This is a genomic window from Bradyrhizobium sp. CCGE-LA001, from assembly GCF_000296215.2.
In the GTDB taxonomy this organism is placed as follows: Bacteria; Pseudomonadota; Alphaproteobacteria; order Rhizobiales; family Xanthobacteraceae; genus Bradyrhizobium.
Genome location: NZ_CP013949.1, coordinates 4,468,127 through 4,484,045 on the forward strand (window position 1 = coordinate 4,468,127; position 15,919 = coordinate 4,484,045).

Consider the following 15,919-nt stretch of genomic DNA (forward strand, 5'->3'; position numbering starts at 1 on the left):
CGGTGCGTGCACACCGTCATACCTGCTGCACGTCCACCACGCCGGCGACCGCCTTGATCGCGCCGGCGATCTGCGGCGAGACCTTGAAGCGGCCGGGCAGCTTCATCTCCACCTCGGTGTCGAGGTCGAGCATCATCACCAACGAGACCTCGCCGTCGCCATTGGAGCGCGGCACGATGGCAGGGCTGCCGATTTTTGGCGCGGCGCCGTTCGAGGCGGCCATCTCGGGGCCGGCGAGACGCTTGGCGATCGATTCCAGCGGCTTGGTGTCGCGAAGGAAGATGCGCAGGCCCTTCTGCGTCTTGGCGGCGGCGTCATCGAGCGGCTCGGCATGCAGCACGCGGGCGCGGACGTCTTCGCCCTGGAGCTCGGCGCCGAGTTGAAGCAGCACGGCAGCCCCCGGCTCCAGCACGTCGCGATATTGCGCAAGACCCTCGGAGAACAGCACGGCCTCGAAGTGGCCCGTGGGATCAGACAGCCCCATGATGCCCATCTTGTTGCCGGTCTTGGTACGCCGCTCCATGCGCGAGACGACGGTGGCCGCAACCTTGCCGGCGGTGGCGCCGGTCTTCACCGCACGCGAGAACTCGGCCCAGGACTGCACCCGCAGGCGCTTGAGCACGGTGGCGTAATCGTCGAGCGGATGTCCCGACAGGAAGAAGCCGATCGCATCGTATTCGCGGCGCAGCCGCTCGGAAGGCAGCCATGGCTCGATCTGCGGCAGCATGATGCTCGGCGCGTCGGCCGATGAGCCGAACATGTCGTTCTGACCGATGGTCTCGGCCTGATGCGCGCGCTGGCAGGCGGCCAGGATCGAGTCCGCTCCGGCAAAGACGCGCGCCCGGTTCGGCTCCAACGTGTCGAACGCGCCGGCGGCGGCAAGGCTCTCGATGATGCGCTTGTTGATCGCGCGCGGATTGACCCGCGCGGCGAAGTCGGCGAGCGAGGTGAACAAGCCCCTCTTGTTGCGCTCCTCGATGATTTGGTCGATCGCCTGGATGCCGACGCCCTTGAGCGCGGCGAGCGCGTAATAGATCGTCTTGTCGCCGACCTCGAAGGTCGCGCCCGAGCGATTGATGTTCGGCGGCTCGACCTTGATGCCGAGGCGCTGCGCCTCGGAGCGGAATTCGGACAGCTTGTCGGTATTGTTGAGATCGAGCGTCATCGACGCCGCGATGAACTCCACCGGATAATGCGCCTTCATGTAGGCGGTGTGGTAGGACACCAGCGCATAGGCCGCTGCGTGGCTCTTGTTGAAGCCGTAATCGGCGAACTTGGCCAGCAATTCGAAGATGGTCTCGGCCTGGCCCTTCGGCACGCCGTTCTTCACCGCGCCCGCGACGAAGATGTCGCGCTGCTTGTCCATCTCGGCACGGATCTTCTTGCCCATGGCGCGGCGCAAGAGGTCGGCGTCGCCGAGCGAATAGCCCGACATCACCTGCGCGATCTGCATCACCTGTTCCTGGTAGATGATGACCCCGAAGGTCTCCTTGAGGATCGGCTCCAGCACCGGATGCAGATATTCCGGCTCCTCGTCGCCGTGCTTGCGCGAGCAATAGGTCGGGATGTTCGCCATTGGGCCCGGGCGATACAGCGCCACCAGCGCGATGATGTCCTCGAAACGGTCGGGACGCATGTCGACCAGCGCGCGCCGCATGCCCTGGCTTTCCACCTGGAACACGCCGACCACCTCGCCCCGCGCCAGCATCTGGTAGCTCTCGGCATCGTCGATCGGCAGTGTGGCGAGATCGACATGGATGTCGCGCGGCTTGAGCAGCTTGCAGGCGACGTCGAGCACCGTCAGCGTCTTCAGGCCGAGGAAGTCGAATTTGACGAGGCCCGCCGGCTCGACCCATTTCATGTTGAACTGGGTCACCGGCATGTCCGACTTCGGATCGCGGTACATCGGCACGAGTTCGCTCAAGGGGCGATCGCCGATCACGATGCCGGCCGCGTGGGTCGAGGCGTGGCGGGTCAGGCCTTCGAGGCGCTGGGCGATGTCGAAGGCGCGCGCCACCACGGGATCTTCATCACGGAACGCCTGCAGCTTCGGCTCGCTCTCGATCGCCGCGGCCAGCGTCACCGGCGCGGCCGGATTCTGCGGCACCAGCTTGGTCAGCTTGTCGACCTGGCCGTAGGGCATCTGCAGCACGCGACCGACGTCGCGCAGCACGCCGCGCGCCTGCAGCGTACCGAAGGTGATGATCTGCGCGACCTGGTCGCGGCCATAGCGCTCCTGGACGTACTTGATCACCTCGCCGCGGCGGTCCTGGCAGAAGTCGATGTCGAAGTCCGGCATCGAGACGCGCTCGGGATTGAGGAAGCGCTCGAACAGCAGGCCGAACTTGATCGGATCGAGATCGGTGATGGTCAGCGCCCACGCGACCAGCGAGCCTGCGCCCGAGCCGCGGCCCGGCCCGACGGGAATGCCGTGCGCCTTGGCCCATTTGATGAAGTCGGACACGATCAGGAAGTAGCCCGCGTACTTCATGCGCATGATGACGTCGAGCTCGAACGCCAGGCGCTTGTTGTAGTCTTCCTCCGTGGTGCCCTGCGACAGGCCGTGCACGCGCAGGCGGTTGGCGAGCCCCTCCTCCGCCTGGCGCTTCAGCTCCGCAGCCTCGACCGAAGCCGCGTCCGAGCTTGCGGCAGCACCGACCGTGAAGAACGGCAGGATCGGCTTGCGCGTCATCGGCCGGAACGAGCAGCGCTCGGCGATCTCCACCGTCGAGGCCAGCGCCTCCGGAATGTCGGCGAACAGCACCGCCATCTCGGCGCGGGTCTTGAAGCGGTGATCGGGGGTGAGCTGCTCGCGGTCGGTCTCGGCGATCAGCCGCCCGCCGGCGATGCAGAGCAGCGCGTCATGCGCCTCGTAATCGTCGGTCGCGGCGAAATAAGGCTCGTTGGTCGCGACCAGCGGCAGGCCCTTGGCGTAGGCGATGTCGATCAGGCCGCTTTCGATGCGCCGCTCCTTGTCGGTGTTGTGGCGCTGCAATTCGACGTAGAGGCGGTCGCCGAACAGGCCAGCGAGACGCTCGCAGCGCAACGCCGCAATCTCGGCCTGCCCGGTGGCGAGCGCCAGCGAGACCGGGCCGTCCGGGCCTCCGGTGAGCGCGATCAGGCCCTCGGTCTCGCCGTCGAGCCAGTCGAACTTGATGTGGGGGGCGTGGGTATCGGGCGTCTCCAGGAACGCCCGCGAGTTCAGCCGCATCAGGCTGCGGTAGCCGCGCTCCTGCGCGGCCAGCAGCACCACGCGCGAGGGCCCGAGCGCATTGCGCGCATTCGGATCCTGGTCGCCGAAATCGATCGCGAGCTCGCAGCCGACGATCGGCTGGATGCCGGAACCCGCCATCTTGTCGGAGAACTCGAGCGCACCGAACATGTTGTCGGTATCGGTCAGCGCCAGGGCCGGCTGGTGATCCTTCTTCGCGAGCTCGGCGAGCTTGGCGATCTTGATCGAGCCCTTGAGCAGCGAATAGGCCGAGTGAACGTGAAGGTGGACAAATCCGGCGCTCGGCATGGTCGCGTGACGGCCTCTTGCAGATGAAATGGAGCGGTCGCCGGCGCCAGGGGGACATGGTGAGCATCCCGCAGCTGCCCGGCCGACTCGCCTCACGATGGTGAGGCGTCACTGCCCCAGAGTCCACGCCGGAACGACCGATCAGCCGCGTCGTCCCGCTTTTCCCCAATCCGGCACTTCGACGAGGGCTCCGGCAGGGTTCTTGGCCATCGGCTTACAAAACCGCGGCTTCAGAGCTGCGGAATCACTTGGGCCCAGATCGCGATCATCCCGACGAACAGCGTGATCGACGCCAGAGCAGCCGCCTCTTCCACGAAAATCCTGAACATGGTCTCGCTCCTTTGCTAGAACGTATGAAGAACATTGTTCTCATTTCGTTCTCGGGAGTCAAGGTCATCTCAGCCATCCCGGAAAAAGATGGTTAAGTCTCTGAATTCGAACAAAAAAAGCCCCGGCGCAAGGCCGGGGCTTTCTATGGCTCGCTTCCGAGAAGCGGTATGTCTTAGTAACGGCCGATCATCGGGCCGCCGAACTTGTAGTTCAGGCGGACCAAGCCGATGTCCACGTCCTGCCCGATGCGATCGACCGCGCCACTGGCGAAGGTGACGTTGTGGTCGCCGAGGAAGATGTGGTTGTACTCGACGCCCACCGTCCAGTTCGGAGCGAAACCGAACTCGAGGCCCGCGCCAACCGTCGCGCCCCAGCGGGTCTCGTCCGCCCGATCGAGGTTCGCACCCGTCGCGACGCTGTAGACGTCGTACTTGTTGCTGACAACGGCCGCACCGCCCTTCGCGTAGAGCAGGACATTGTTCCAGGCATAGCCGACCTGACCGGTGATGAGCCCAAACGCGTCCACCCTGGTCCGGTTGCGATTGGCGCCGGGAGCGAGCAGGGTAATGTTGTCGCCCGAGAAGTCGGCCCAGTTGCCCTGGCCTTCAACACCGAAAACGAACTGGCCCGTCTGCCAGCGATAGCCGACCTGACCACCGACCGTGGCCCCGGTCGAGTTGTGCGAACCTTCAGGACCGAAGCCGACGAGATCCCAGGACGTATCCGCCGAACCGCCGCCAGCGTTGACGCCGATGTAGAACCCGCTCCAGTCATAGACCGCCGCGATCGCCGCAGGCGGAGCCTTCGTGTACGGCCGCGCCGCGAGGTCAGCAGCCAGCGCTGGCGCAGCCGCGCTGAGCGCGACGAGGCTGACAGCGGCAAGCAACAAATTCTTCTTCATTTGATTCCCGTTCCAGTTTCTTCAGTAGGCCCCCGGGCCGTGTTGCCGTCATAACAGTGCTCGGCGGAATTGCTGTAACCTCGACGCAACAGTTGTCGCCAAAGGGCCGCGCTACATTAACGAACGTTTAGCGGAGCGTGCTGGAAACCCTTTGAAACAAGTGTTTTCAGCAGTTCCAATGCCCGCTACACAACATATACTGCGTGCGAGCGTAACGATCGCTGGAACGCACATTCGTGTGATTGGAGAATCGAAATGCGCGCCCGAATTGCTCTTCCCATTGTCGCCACATTTTCGCTCGCACTCGCCACATTTGCACTCGTGCTCAGCGCAAGCTCTCCGGCGCAAGCGTTCGGCACGCGTCATCCCTTCTGCCTCACCGGCGATGAATGGCCGGGGTTGAGCAATTGCAGGTTCGATACTTACGCACAGTGTCAGGCGAGTGCGTCGGGCCGCGCGCTGACCTGCATCGCCAATCCCTTCTTCGCAGGCGTGAGCGATGATCCCTACGCCTATCCGAACCGGCCGGGTGCGCAGACGCCGGGCTATTTCCTGCCGCGCTGAGATGCGCCGCACCTGCCTCGCACTTGTCGTGATCGGCCTGCCGTTCGCAGGCGGGGTCGTGCACGCACAGACCTATGATCCGAGCTACCCCGTCTGCATGCAGATCTACGGCCCCGTCGGCTATTTCGACTGTCGTTACGGCTCGCTGGCGCAATGCCGGTATCTCGCCGTCGGCCGTTCGGCGAGTTGCGTCGTGAACCCGTATTTTGCGCAGGCTAAGCCCCCTCGACGATCGAAGCACCGATAAGGGTTGGCACATGCGGGATGCTGATATGCAGCCCGTCTGACATCGCGGCTCCCGTGTTGACGCTGGCTGATCCGGGTTTAAGTACCGTCGAACAAATCTTGCAGGGATGGCGACGTTCGCTGGGCTGGTTCCCTTTGACGCCACCAATGCAGGACACATGACGATCTCGCACCAAGCGACCTCGCCCCGCGCGGGTTCAGCCGCAGCTTCAGCGCCCCCTCACCTCGCCATCGTCCTCGTCTCGCTCGCGATGGGCGGCTTTGCGATCGGAACCACCGAATTCGCATCGATGAGCCTGCTGCCGTTCTTCGCCGCCGACCTCGGCATCGACGAGCCGACCGCGGGCCACGCGATCAGCGCCTACGCCCTCGGTGTCGTGCTGGGCGCACCGCTGATCGCTGTGCTCGGCGCGCGGTTCGCGCGGCGCACGCAGCTGCTGGCCCTGATGGCCGTGTTCGCACTCGGCAATGCGCTCACGGCGTTGGCGCCGGGCTACGGCTCGATGATCGCGGCCCGCTTTCTCTCCGGATTGCCCCACGGCGCCTATTTCGGCATCGCCGCGCTGGTCGCCGCCTCGCTCGTTCCGCAACATCGTCGCTCACAGGCAGTCGGCCAGGTGATGCTCGGCCTGACCTCCGCCACCATCATCGGCGTGCCCCTGGCCAATCTGATCGGACAGGCGGTCGGCTGGCGCGCGAGTTTTGGCCTCGTGTCGGTGCTGGCGCTGCTCACGATTTTGCTGTGCGCCCTGTTCGCGCCGCGCGACCGGGCCGGCAGCTCCGATCCGCTCCGCGAGCTCGGCGCGCTCAGAAGCGGCCGCGTCTGGATCACGCTGGCGATCGGCGCCATCGGCTTCGGCGGCATGTTCGCCGTCTACACCTATCTCGCGACCACGCTGATCGAGGTCACCAAGGTCAGCCCGACGGTCATTCCGTTTTTCCTGGCCGTGTTCGGCATCGGCGCCACGCTCGGCAATCTGTTCGTGCCGCGCTTCGCCGACCGCGCCCTGATGCCGACGGCGGGCGTCATCCTGCTGTTCGCCGCGGTTGCACTCATGGTGTTTCCTCTTGCCGCCGGCAATCCCTGGCTGCTCGCGGCGGACGTGTTTGCGATCGGCGCCAGCGTGTCGCTCGGCGCCATCCTGCAGACGCGGCTGATGGACGTTGCGGGCGATGCGCAGGCGCTCGCGGCCGCGCTGAACCATTCGGCCTTCAACACCGCCAATGCGCTCGGCCCATTCCTCGGCGGCCTCGCCATTCGTGAAGGCCTCGGCTGGACCTCCACCGGGCCCGTCGGCGCTGCGCTCGCGCTGCTCGGTTTGCTGATCTGGGCCATCGCCGCCCGCGACACGGGACCTGCGCGGGTCACCTCGCGACGTGATGCCGGGTCGCCGACGAAGGCTCCGACGGCCCCCGCCGCTGGCGTCGGATCGTAGCCGTTCCGATTCGGCCAGGAATCCGGTGGTGTAATGCGTGCGGCGAATGTCGTGAACGGTTCAGCTCTGCCAGGGCGTGTTGCGGATGCGCGCACAGACATTTGGCTTGCGGAAGGTGGGATCGTGATCCTCGATGTAGTCGAAGTTCACCGTCCCGAACGTCGTCTGCGGCTTCTTCAGGGCTGAACAGGTCTGCACCTTCAGAAATTCGTTCTTGAAGTCACCCCGCGGAAACGCGGAGATCACCTGCTCGCGCTGTTCCGGCGTGTAGTCGTCAAATCCTACGCCGACGACATCCACCAGAACGCCGGCATTGGTGAGCGCGATCTCCGGTCTCATATATTGTGGAATTCCGGGCGTGGTGTGCAGCGCGATCGCCTCCCACACTAGGTCGGCTTGCGGTTCGGCGATGCCGCGCGCCCGCAGAAAGTCGCGCGCGGCGTCGGCGCCATCGACCTCAAATCGCTTGGTCTCGGTGTGATAGTGATCGACGAGGCCGAGGTCGTGAAACAGCGCCGCCACGTACAGCAGCTCGGAATCGAACTTCAGCTTCTGACGCTGCCCCTTGATCGCACCGAACACGTAGACGCGAACCGAATGGTTGAACAGCATCTCGTCTTCGTATTGGCGCACGAGTTCGGTGGCCTCTCGCGCCAGTTGGCTGTCGGGAATCTTGACGCCGGAAATCACGCTCGTCATTTTCAAGATCCTACTCTCTCTCCACAGGTACCGTTGGAAATCAGGCGGCCTTCTCAAGAACGGCCTGCGGCGTATTTCGGAAGCTGATTGACATTCGATTGTACGCATTCATCAGGCTAATGGCGATCGTGAGGTCAACCAACTCGCGCTCCGTGAAGACCTTGCGCGCGGCTTGATAGGCCTCCTCCGGAACGTTGGTCTCGGCAACGCGGGTGACAGTCTCCGCCCATGCGAGTGCGGCGCGCTCCCGCTCGTCGAAGAGATTGCCGGCCTCGGTCCACGCTTGGACCAGCGCAAGCTTTTCGATCTTGACCCCGCCGTTGAGCAGATCGCGCGTGTGCATGGCGAGGCAATAGGCGCAGTTGTTGATCTGCGAGACCCGCAGATAAGCGAGATTCACCAGCGTCGCGGGGAGCCCGCTCTGCATGACGTAGCCGTAAACGCCGCCCAGCGCCTTCGCGCCCGCCGGAGCGACGTGGTTGTAGTTGAGACGTTCGCTCATCTGCTTTCTCCTTGATAATCCGAGGGAATGAAGCGTTACCTTGCCTTTTACGTGCCCTCTCCGTAGTCCATAAAAAAGCACCAAGAATACACAAAAATCGTGTACCACTCAGGCGTGACCAAGCCGCTGCATCTGGAGCTCGATCGTTCCGCCAAGACGCCCTTGGCAGAGCAGATCCACAGGGGGATCAGGGCCGCCATCGAGAGCGGCGTGCTCGCGCCGGGCGCGCGCCTGCCCTCCTGGCAGGATCTGGCAGCTCAGCTTGGTGTCGCGCGTGGCACCGTGCGCATCGCGTATGAGAAGCTTTCGTCCGCCCAACTGATCGTCGCCAGCCGCGCCAGCGGAACGCATGTGGTGGATCGGCCGTCCTTCCCCGTTCGCCAGGACAAGGCCCCGGTGCCAGGCTCCTTCATGGAAATGTACCAGGAGCTCACTGCGGGGCCTGCGATCTTTCAGATGGGTGTGCCGGCCCAGGAGACCTTTCCTGCCACGCTGCTCGCGCGTATGCGCGCGCAGGCGGTTCGCGCCGAAGCGAGCACGCCAGCGATCTACCCTGATCCACGCGGCGAGTTGGCGTTACGGCGCGAAATCGCGGCTTACCTGGCGTTGGCCCGTGGGATCGAATGCGACCCGTCGCAGATCATCATCACCGCTGGTTTCAGCGGCGGCCTCGGATTGGCGCTCCGCGTCCTCGGGCTCGAGCAGAAGAAGGCCTGGATGGAGGACCCGGGCTTTCCCTTCACCCGGCGCGGTATGGAGCTTGCGCGATTATTCATCATGTCGATCCCCGTCGACGCTGAGGGCATCGACGTCGACCACGGATTGAAACACGCGCCCGACGCGGCGCTTGCGGTCGTGACGCCGGGACAGCAGGCGCCGCTTGGATCGACTTTATCGCTGGCACGGCGCTCGCGCCTGCTTGATTGGGCTGCGCAAAGCAACGCCTGGGTGATCGAGGATGACTACCTGAGCGAACTCCAGCTCAAAGGCCGGGCCACACCCGCGCTCGCCTCGCTCGACCGCGCCGGCCGGGTCATTCACATCGGCTCCTTCAGCAAGACCCTGACACCCGCTCTGCGGCTGGGCTTCGTCGTCGCTCCGGCCGCCCTGGCATCGCGATTTGCGGAAGCTGCGGCGTGCCTTGCGCCGGCGCCCGGCCCCGCGGTGCAGCTCGCAACTGCCGACTTCATGCGCGAGGGCCATTATCTCCGGCATCTTCGACGCACGAAGCGCGCCTACGCGGCCCAAGGCGATGCGTTGCTGAAATATCTTTCCCAGCGCACCGCAGATGTGACGCTCGCCGGACTGGCTGCAGTCTTGTGGTTGCCGGACGGAGCTCCTGACCTCGCCATCGCCAGGGAAGCAGCCGCGCTTGGAATGGCGCCTACGTCATTATCCCTCTGGTATGCGTCGAAGGCTTCGGCGAGGCAGGGACTCTTGCTTGGGGTTGCGACATCTCCGCTCAAGCGGATCGAGCCAGCATGCGAGCGGTTGCTTCAGATCATTGGCCGTTTGACGTGATCGGAGTTGTTGCCTCAGCCTGCCATGGTGACGATCAAAGGTCCGTTCCGCGTCGCAATCACGGTGTGCTCGTACTGAACGGTCGGCGCCTCGGGGCTGCTGTAGAGCGTCCATGGGCCTTCACCGTCCTCAGCCCATTCGGCACCCAGGGACAGGAATGGCTCGACGGTGAACACCAGACCCTCGCCCATGATGCGGCGCTCGGAGCGGTCGGGCCATGTTGCGATCTCCGTCGGCTCCTCATGAAGCGACAGGCCGACACCGTGACTGGCGAGATTGCGGACCAGGCTGTATCCGTTCTTGCGAGCGAACGTTCCAATGGCTTCGCCGATGCCGGCCATCGGCTTGCCCGTCCCGACCTGCCGCAGGCCTGTCCACATCGCCCGCCGGCCGTCCCTGCAAAGGCGCTCGATCGCCCGGGTAACGGGCGGAACGGCGAACGAGGCTCCCGTGTCGGCAAAGAAGCCGTTCTTCTCGGCCGACACGTCGATGTTGACGAGATCGCTACGCGCGATCCGACGCTCACCCGGGATGCCGTGAGCGATCTCTTCATTCACGCTGATGCAGGTCGCGCCGGGAAAGTCGTAGGCCAGTTCCGGAGCAGAGCGCGCTCCAGCAGCCTCCAGCAGCTTCCGGCCGATCAGGTCGAGCTCGGAGGTGGTCATGCCCGGCTCAAGCGCCTTGCCCATCGCCTCCAAGGTGTTGGCGACGATGCGCCCGATTTCTTTCAGGCGAGTGAGGTCGTTGTCGTCTGAGATCGTCATGCCATGCCCATCCGAAAGCTCTGGCATAGCGCCTGTGCAGGCGGCGTGCAAACCGACTGCATTTTTTACCAAAGCCGCCGTCTTCAACCCTCGTCGAGCAGATGGCGGACCTTGGCGGCGAGGTCCTCGATCGCAAAGGGCTTGGACAGCAGATGCTTTCCCGCATCGAGCATGCCGTTGTGAACGATCGCGTTGCGCGTATAGCCCGTGGTGAACAGCACCTTCAGCTCCGGATGGCGCTTCGACAGCTCGGCAGCAAGCTCGGCGCCGGTCATGTCGGGCATGACGACGTCGGTGAACAGCAGATCCGGAACGAAACCATTTTCGATCGTCCTGATCGCCTCCTTGGCGCTCGCGGCTTCGATCACCTTATAGCCGAGCTCGCGCAGGCTTTCGGACGAGATGCTGCGGACGCGTTCATCGTCCTCGACGACGAGAATGGTTTCGCTCTGAAGACTTGCTCCGGGATGCGTCACGCCCTGCGACGGAGTTGACACGGCCTCCTTGCCCGCGAAGCGCGGAAGATAGATCTTCACGGTGGTGCCGACGTCGACCTCCGAATAGATTTTGACATGGCCGCCGGACTGCCGCACGAAGCCGTAGACCTGGCTGAGACCGAGGCCGGTGCCTTTGCCCACGACCTTGGTCGTGAAGAACGGATCGAACACCTTTCCCAACACATCGGCCGCAATGCCCGTGCCGTTGTCCGTCACGGCGATGAGAACATATTGTCCGGGCGATAGTGCGTATTCGAGGGCAAATTTCCGGTCGATCGAGGCGTTGCTGGTCTCGATCGTCAGCCTGCCGCCCTTCGGCATCGCATCGCGCGCATTGACGGCAAGATTGATGAGCGCGCTTTCCAGCTGGGCCGGGTCCGCCTTGACGCGCCAGAGGCCGGCCGCAAGAACCGTCTCGAGGCGGACAAGCTCGCCGAGCGAGCGCTCGAGCAGCTCGCTCATTCCGCCGACCATCTTGTTGATGTCGACGACTTCCGGCGCCAGAGGCTGCTGGCGTGAGAACGCGAGCAGCCTTTGCGTCAGGGTGGCCGCGCGGCTTGCGCCATCGATGGCGCCCTCGATGAAGCGGTCGATGTTGACCTCTCCCTTGCCGAGCCGCCGCTTGGCGAGATTCAAGCTGCCGAGGATGACGGCCAGCATGTTGTTGAAGTCGTGGGCGATCCCGCCGGTCAACTGCCCGACGGCTTCCATCTTCTGGGATTGCCGCAGCTGCTCCTCGGCCTTCATGCGCTCGGCAATCTCGTCTGCGACGCGTTGCTCCAGCTCGGCATTGAGCGCCTCAAGCCGGGTCAGAAGCCGGGCGTTGTCGATCGCGGTGGCGGCATGGCCCGCAATCCCGAGCAACGCGGCCTCATGCTCGGCTTGGAATTGGCCCGTCTCGGCATGACCGAAGAACAATCCCCCGAGCACCTCTCCCGCCCGCGAGATCACAGGGACCGCCAGATACGACCGAACGGGGAGATGGCCGTCGGGCATGCCCTTCCGCGGCGCGTTCTTGCCGTAGCGCGGGTCCTGCAGGATGTCCTCGGACCGCACCACGCCGGTGCCTTTGAACGTCGGCTCGAACACGGCCGTGTTGCGCGGCATCGGGAAGTTCTCGAAGGCCGATCGCGCCACCCCGGACAGCGAATAGAGCATGTAGCTGCCGCCGTCCGGCGTCAGAACGTTGTAGAAGAAGGCCCCGAACTGGGCGCCCGTCAGCTCGACGCCGGCATCGGTCACGATCTGCACGATCTTCTCGAGATCGCGTTCGCGGGCGACCGAAGCCCCCGTATCGTTCAAGATTCTGAGATGTCGCTCAGTCTTCTTTTGCGCGGAGATGTCCAGCACCGTCCCGATGAATCGAACGGCCTGGCCGTCGAAAAAGATGGCTTGACCTGTCGCGGCGATCCAGCGCTCGACACCATCCTCGATGCCGACGGTCCGATATTCGATGTTGTAGCTTGTCGGCGCCTCGGAATTGAGGGCGGCGGACACAGCCTCGTGCACACGCTGCCTGTCTGCGGGATGAATGCCCTTGAGGAAAGACTCTTCATAGCTGACCTCGGCGTCCGGCGAGAGACCGAACACCTCCTTGCAGCGATTGTCCCATCGCAGAACGTCGTTGACCGGATCGTAATCCCAGGTGCCGATACCGGCCGCCTTATTCGCGAGCACCAGCCGTTCGGCGGCATCCCGGGCGGCCTGTTCAGATCGGACGCGCTCGATATGCGCCCATGATCGCTCGGTCACCTCCGTGAGCAAGGCGAGCTCGCGCGACGTCCACCGATGCGGGCCGCGGTGATGGATCGCCATCAAGGCGGTGAGCTGCCCTTCCTTGACCAGGGGCATGCAGATCGTCGAACCGATCCCGATACTTTGGAAGGTCGCAGCTTCCTCCGGCGCAATCTCCTTCAGATTGTCGTTGATGATGAGCGGCCGGCCGGCACCCAGCTCTCGCACCGCCTTCACGCCGAAATCAGCCAGGCTGTAATGGCCAACGATATGCATCGCACCGGGCGCGGCCCAATCCCCGCGAATGGTGAAGCCGTCCTGATCGGGATCCATGTCGGCATAGGCGCAATTGGACACGCCGAGATGCTCACCCAGCATCCTGGTGGTCACCGCCATCACGCCGTCGGCATCGCGGGTCTTGGCCGTCTCCTTGTTGAGCGCGTCCAGGAAAAGCAGCCGGGCTTCGTTCTCCCGCACCGCCGTCTCCGCGCGGCGGCGTTCGACCGCGGTGCGCGTGCGCTCGGCAACATCGCGGATCAGCTCCAGCTCGTCGCGGCTCCATTGCCGCGGCGTGGCGTTGTTGAGGTACAGCAGCGCAACGACCCCGTCCGGCTCGGAGATCGGCATGTTGACGAGCGCGCGCGCGGAGATCGCCTCGAGGGCTCGGGCGCGGTCGCCGACGCGAGGGTCTTTCTCGGCATCGGCACAGATGACGGTCTCACCACGCTTCAGGTCTTCGATGTAGCTGCCGTAGTCGCGGAAGCGCAGCACCCCGGCGAGGCTCGAGATGCCCGGCGCGTTCCAGTCGCGGACGATGGTGATGGTTTCGTCGGTGGTGTCGACCGTGCCATACCCTGCCCTGCTGACCTTGAGGCTACGACCGAGCAGTTCTGCGGCAGCATAAGCGAGATCGTCGGGATTGCTGATCTCTCGGATGTAGTCGCCGAGTGTGGCCAGGACGGAATTGCGATCGGCCGAGTAGAGCCCGGTCGCTGTCGTCATTGGTCTTCCCCTGCCACTTCCTAATCTCCCCGAGGAGCCAATGAAATCGATCTTTCGCGCTACAATTCGCACCGACCAGCGCGCCTGCCCGACCTCCATGATGCAGGCAGCCCGCGCAAGCTGTCCGTCGTTAACCGCATGATGGCGTTTGGGTTCCCGTGCGGAGCGCCGACAGCGAGCCTGCGGCAAAACTTCGCCCAGCTCAGTGATGTTATCGGTTCAGCTCATCCACGCCCTACACCGGCGTATAGATCACGAGCTTCAGCGCGGGATCGTCGTTGGCCTGAAAGCTCGTGTGCTCGAACCGGAGCACGCCCTTGGTCGGGTGGTTCATGGTCTTGAAGCCCGAGGCGGTGCTGCGGATCTCGTGCGCTTCCCACCATTTGACGAATTCCGGGCTGCCCTGGCGCAGCCGCGTGAGCAGCTCGGTGAAGGCGGGATCGCCCGCCCAGACGTCGTGGGTGGCACGGAACATCGCGACCATGCTCTTGGCCACATCGGTCCAGCCTGCGCCGTAGAATTTTCGCGTTTGCTTGTTCGTGAGCACCAGCAGCAGCGTGTTGCGATCCTGCTCCGGCAGTTGCCCGAAGCCGAAGATCTCCTCGGCCGCCGCGTTCCAGGCCAGCACGTCCCAGCGCCGTCCGGTGATGTAGGCCGGCTGCGTCAGGCTCTCGATCATCCGTCGGATGGGCGGCGGCACGATCTCGGGCACGAAGGCGGCTCTCACCCCGTCGCGCGCCAGCGCCTTCAGATGCGCGTGCTCGGTCTTGGAGAGGCGCAGCGCCCGCGCCAGCGCGTCCACGGTGGTGACGGAAGGGCTTACGGTGCGGCCCTGCTCGAGGCGGATGTACCAATCGACGCCGATGCCGGCGAGCTGGGCGACCTCCTCGCGCCGCAGGCCCGCAGTGCGTCGCCGGCGGCCCGCCGGAAGCCCGACGCTCTTCGGCGATAGCTTCTCGCGGCGCGACCTGAGGAAATCGCCGAATTCGACGCGGCGTGGATCGGCCATGATATCGCTCCCGCGATGGAGGGCCCCTGGAATACTAGGATAATACCAGGCCTTCCTACCCCCTCCAAGGGGCGCATATCGGCTTCACCCCACTTTGAGGTGAAACACCATGAAAGCTGCCGTGCTCAAATCCTTTGGCTCGCCCCTGGCGATCGAGAACGTCCCCGAACCAGTGCTCGGCACCGGCGAGGTCATCGTCGATGTCGTCGCCACCCGCGTGCTGTCCTACATGAACGAGGTCTTCGACGGGACGCGCAACTACGCGCTCGATCTGCCGATCATCCCCGGCCCTGGCGGCATCGGCCGCGTGCGCGCGATCGGCCCTGATGCCACTAGGCTTGCCGTCGGCGACTGGGTGTTCTGCGATCCGACGGTGCGTTCGCGCGACGACGCCACAGCGCCCGACATCGCGTTGCAAGGGCTGACCGCCGCCGGCCCCGGCGGCATGCGCCTGCAACAGCATTTTCGCCATGGCTCCTTTGCCGAGCAGATGCGGGTGCCGACCGAGAACGTCAAACGGATCGGCACGATCACATCAGAGGAAGCGACGCACTGGTGCGCGTTGGGCACGCTGCTCGTGCCCTATGGCGCCTTCCTCGCCGCCAATCTGCAAGCAGGTGAGACCGTGCTGGTGAGCGGAGCGACCGGCAATTTCGGCAGCGCGGCCGTCTCGGTCGCACTCGCGATGGGCGCAGCGTGCGTGGTCGCACCTGGCCGCAACGAAAATATCCTGGCCGATCTCGTCCGCCGCTTCGGCGCCCGCGTGAAGCCGGTCAAACTCACCGGCGCGGAGGATGACGATCGCGAAGCGATGAAGCGCGCCGCATCAGGCCCGATCGACTGCGTATTCGACATCATGCCGCCCTCGGTGAGCGCGACTGTGGTGCGCGCGGCGGTCATGACGGTGCGCGCTTACGGCCGCGTCGTACTGATGGGCGGCGTCGGCATGGCGGGCGGTGCAGGGCTAGACCTGCCCTACCCCTGGATCATGCGCAATTGCATCAGCATCCACGGCGTCTGGATGTACCCGCCCGACGCCGCGAGCCGCCTGATCGCGCTGGTGCGCGCCGGGCTGCTCAAACTGGACGAATATCAGGCAATCGCGTTCGATCTCGATCACGCCAACGCGGCGGTCGAACACGCCGCCGCCCATGGCGGGCCGTTCAAATTGACGGTGATCAGGCCTTGAGCCCG

At 64.7% G+C, this 15,919-nt stretch carries 12 protein-coding genes; 5 read left to right on the forward strand and 7 right to left on the reverse strand.

Annotation, left to right across the window (positions count from 1 at the left end):
* Positions 1 to 16 precede the first annotated feature (16 nt).
* The gene (dnaE, locus tag BCCGELA001_RS20675) at positions 17 to 3,520 is read right to left on the reverse strand and encodes a DNA polymerase III subunit alpha (protein ID WP_060736192.1); all 3,504 of its coding nucleotides are present in this window, start codon (positions 3,518 to 3,520) and stop codon (positions 17 to 19) included.
* A gap of 502 nt (positions 3,521 to 4,022) precedes the next feature.
* Positions 4,023 to 4,751 (reverse strand): outer membrane protein, encoded by a 729-nt coding sequence (locus BCCGELA001_RS20680; RefSeq protein ID WP_008547562.1) that lies wholly within the window; start codon positions 4,749 to 4,751, stop codon positions 4,023 to 4,025.
* A gap of 255 nt (positions 4,752 to 5,006) precedes the next feature.
* Between BCCGELA001_RS20680 and BCCGELA001_RS20685 the strand changes: the two genes are divergently transcribed.
* The 3 genes from BCCGELA001_RS20685 to BCCGELA001_RS20695 all read left to right on the forward strand — a co-directional run bounded on the left by BCCGELA001_RS20685 (position 5,007) and on the right by BCCGELA001_RS20695 (position 6,997).
* Positions 5,007 to 5,315, forward strand: a complete 309-nt coding sequence (locus tag BCCGELA001_RS20685) for a DUF3551 domain-containing protein (RefSeq protein ID WP_008547565.1) — start codon at positions 5,007 to 5,009, stop codon at positions 5,313 to 5,315.
* Between the two features lies 1 nt (position 5,316).
* Positions 5,317 to 5,562 (forward strand): DUF3551 domain-containing protein, encoded by a 246-nt coding sequence (locus BCCGELA001_RS20690; protein ID WP_008547567.1) that lies wholly within the window; start codon positions 5,317 to 5,319, stop codon positions 5,560 to 5,562.
* A 157-nt stretch (positions 5,563 to 5,719) separates the two neighbouring features.
* Positions 5,720 to 6,997 carry an MFS transporter gene (locus BCCGELA001_RS20695; RefSeq protein ID WP_060737753.1) on the forward strand — a complete coding sequence of 426 codons (1,278 nt, stop codon included), beginning with the start codon at positions 5,720 to 5,722 and terminating at the stop codon, positions 6,995 to 6,997.
* 60 nt (positions 6,998 to 7,057) lie between these two features.
* Here BCCGELA001_RS20695 and BCCGELA001_RS20700 read toward each other — a convergent pair whose 3' ends face one another.
* Positions 7,058 to 7,696 carry an HD domain-containing protein gene (locus tag BCCGELA001_RS20700; protein ID WP_008547580.1) on the reverse strand — a complete coding sequence of 213 codons (639 nt, stop codon included), beginning with the start codon at positions 7,694 to 7,696 and terminating at the stop codon, positions 7,058 to 7,060.
* A 40-nt stretch (positions 7,697 to 7,736) separates the two neighbouring features.
* Entirely contained in the window at positions 7,737 to 8,198 is a 462-nt protein-coding gene (locus BCCGELA001_RS20705) for a carboxymuconolactone decarboxylase family protein (RefSeq protein WP_008547582.1), read from the reverse strand.
* Positions 8,199 to 8,312: 114 nt separating this feature from the next.
* On the opposite strand from BCCGELA001_RS20705, the gene pdxR reads away from it, so the two are divergent.
* Positions 8,313 to 9,719: a MocR-like pyridoxine biosynthesis transcription factor PdxR gene (gene pdxR, locus BCCGELA001_RS20710; RefSeq protein ID WP_060736193.1), complete on the forward strand. Its 1,407-nt coding sequence runs from the start codon at positions 8,313 to 8,315 to the stop codon at positions 9,717 to 9,719.
* 14 nt (positions 9,720 to 9,733) lie between these two features.
* Here the strand turns inward: pdxR and map are convergent, their stop codons facing one another.
* The 3 genes from map to BCCGELA001_RS20725 form a co-directional block, all read right to left on the reverse strand.
* Complete coding sequence (map, locus tag BCCGELA001_RS20715) at positions 9,734 to 10,483, reverse strand: type I methionyl aminopeptidase (protein ID WP_008547594.1); 750 nt, start codon at positions 10,481 to 10,483, stop codon at positions 9,734 to 9,736.
* 83 nt (positions 10,484 to 10,566) lie between these two features.
* A complete protein-coding gene (locus BCCGELA001_RS20720; RefSeq protein WP_060736194.1) occupies positions 10,567 to 13,716 on the reverse strand; it encodes a GAF domain-containing protein in 3,150 nt (1,049 codons plus the stop codon).
* 235 nt (positions 13,717 to 13,951) lie between these two features.
* Positions 13,952 to 14,725 (reverse strand): helix-turn-helix transcriptional regulator, encoded by a 774-nt coding sequence (locus BCCGELA001_RS20725; protein WP_008547609.1) that lies wholly within the window; start codon positions 14,723 to 14,725, stop codon positions 13,952 to 13,954.
* A 109-nt stretch (positions 14,726 to 14,834) separates the two neighbouring features.
* Between BCCGELA001_RS20725 and BCCGELA001_RS20730 the strand changes: the two genes are divergently transcribed.
* Entirely contained in the window at positions 14,835 to 15,914 is a 1,080-nt protein-coding gene (locus BCCGELA001_RS20730) for a zinc-binding dehydrogenase (RefSeq protein WP_060736195.1), read from the forward strand.
* Positions 15,915 to 15,919 lie beyond the last annotated feature (5 nt).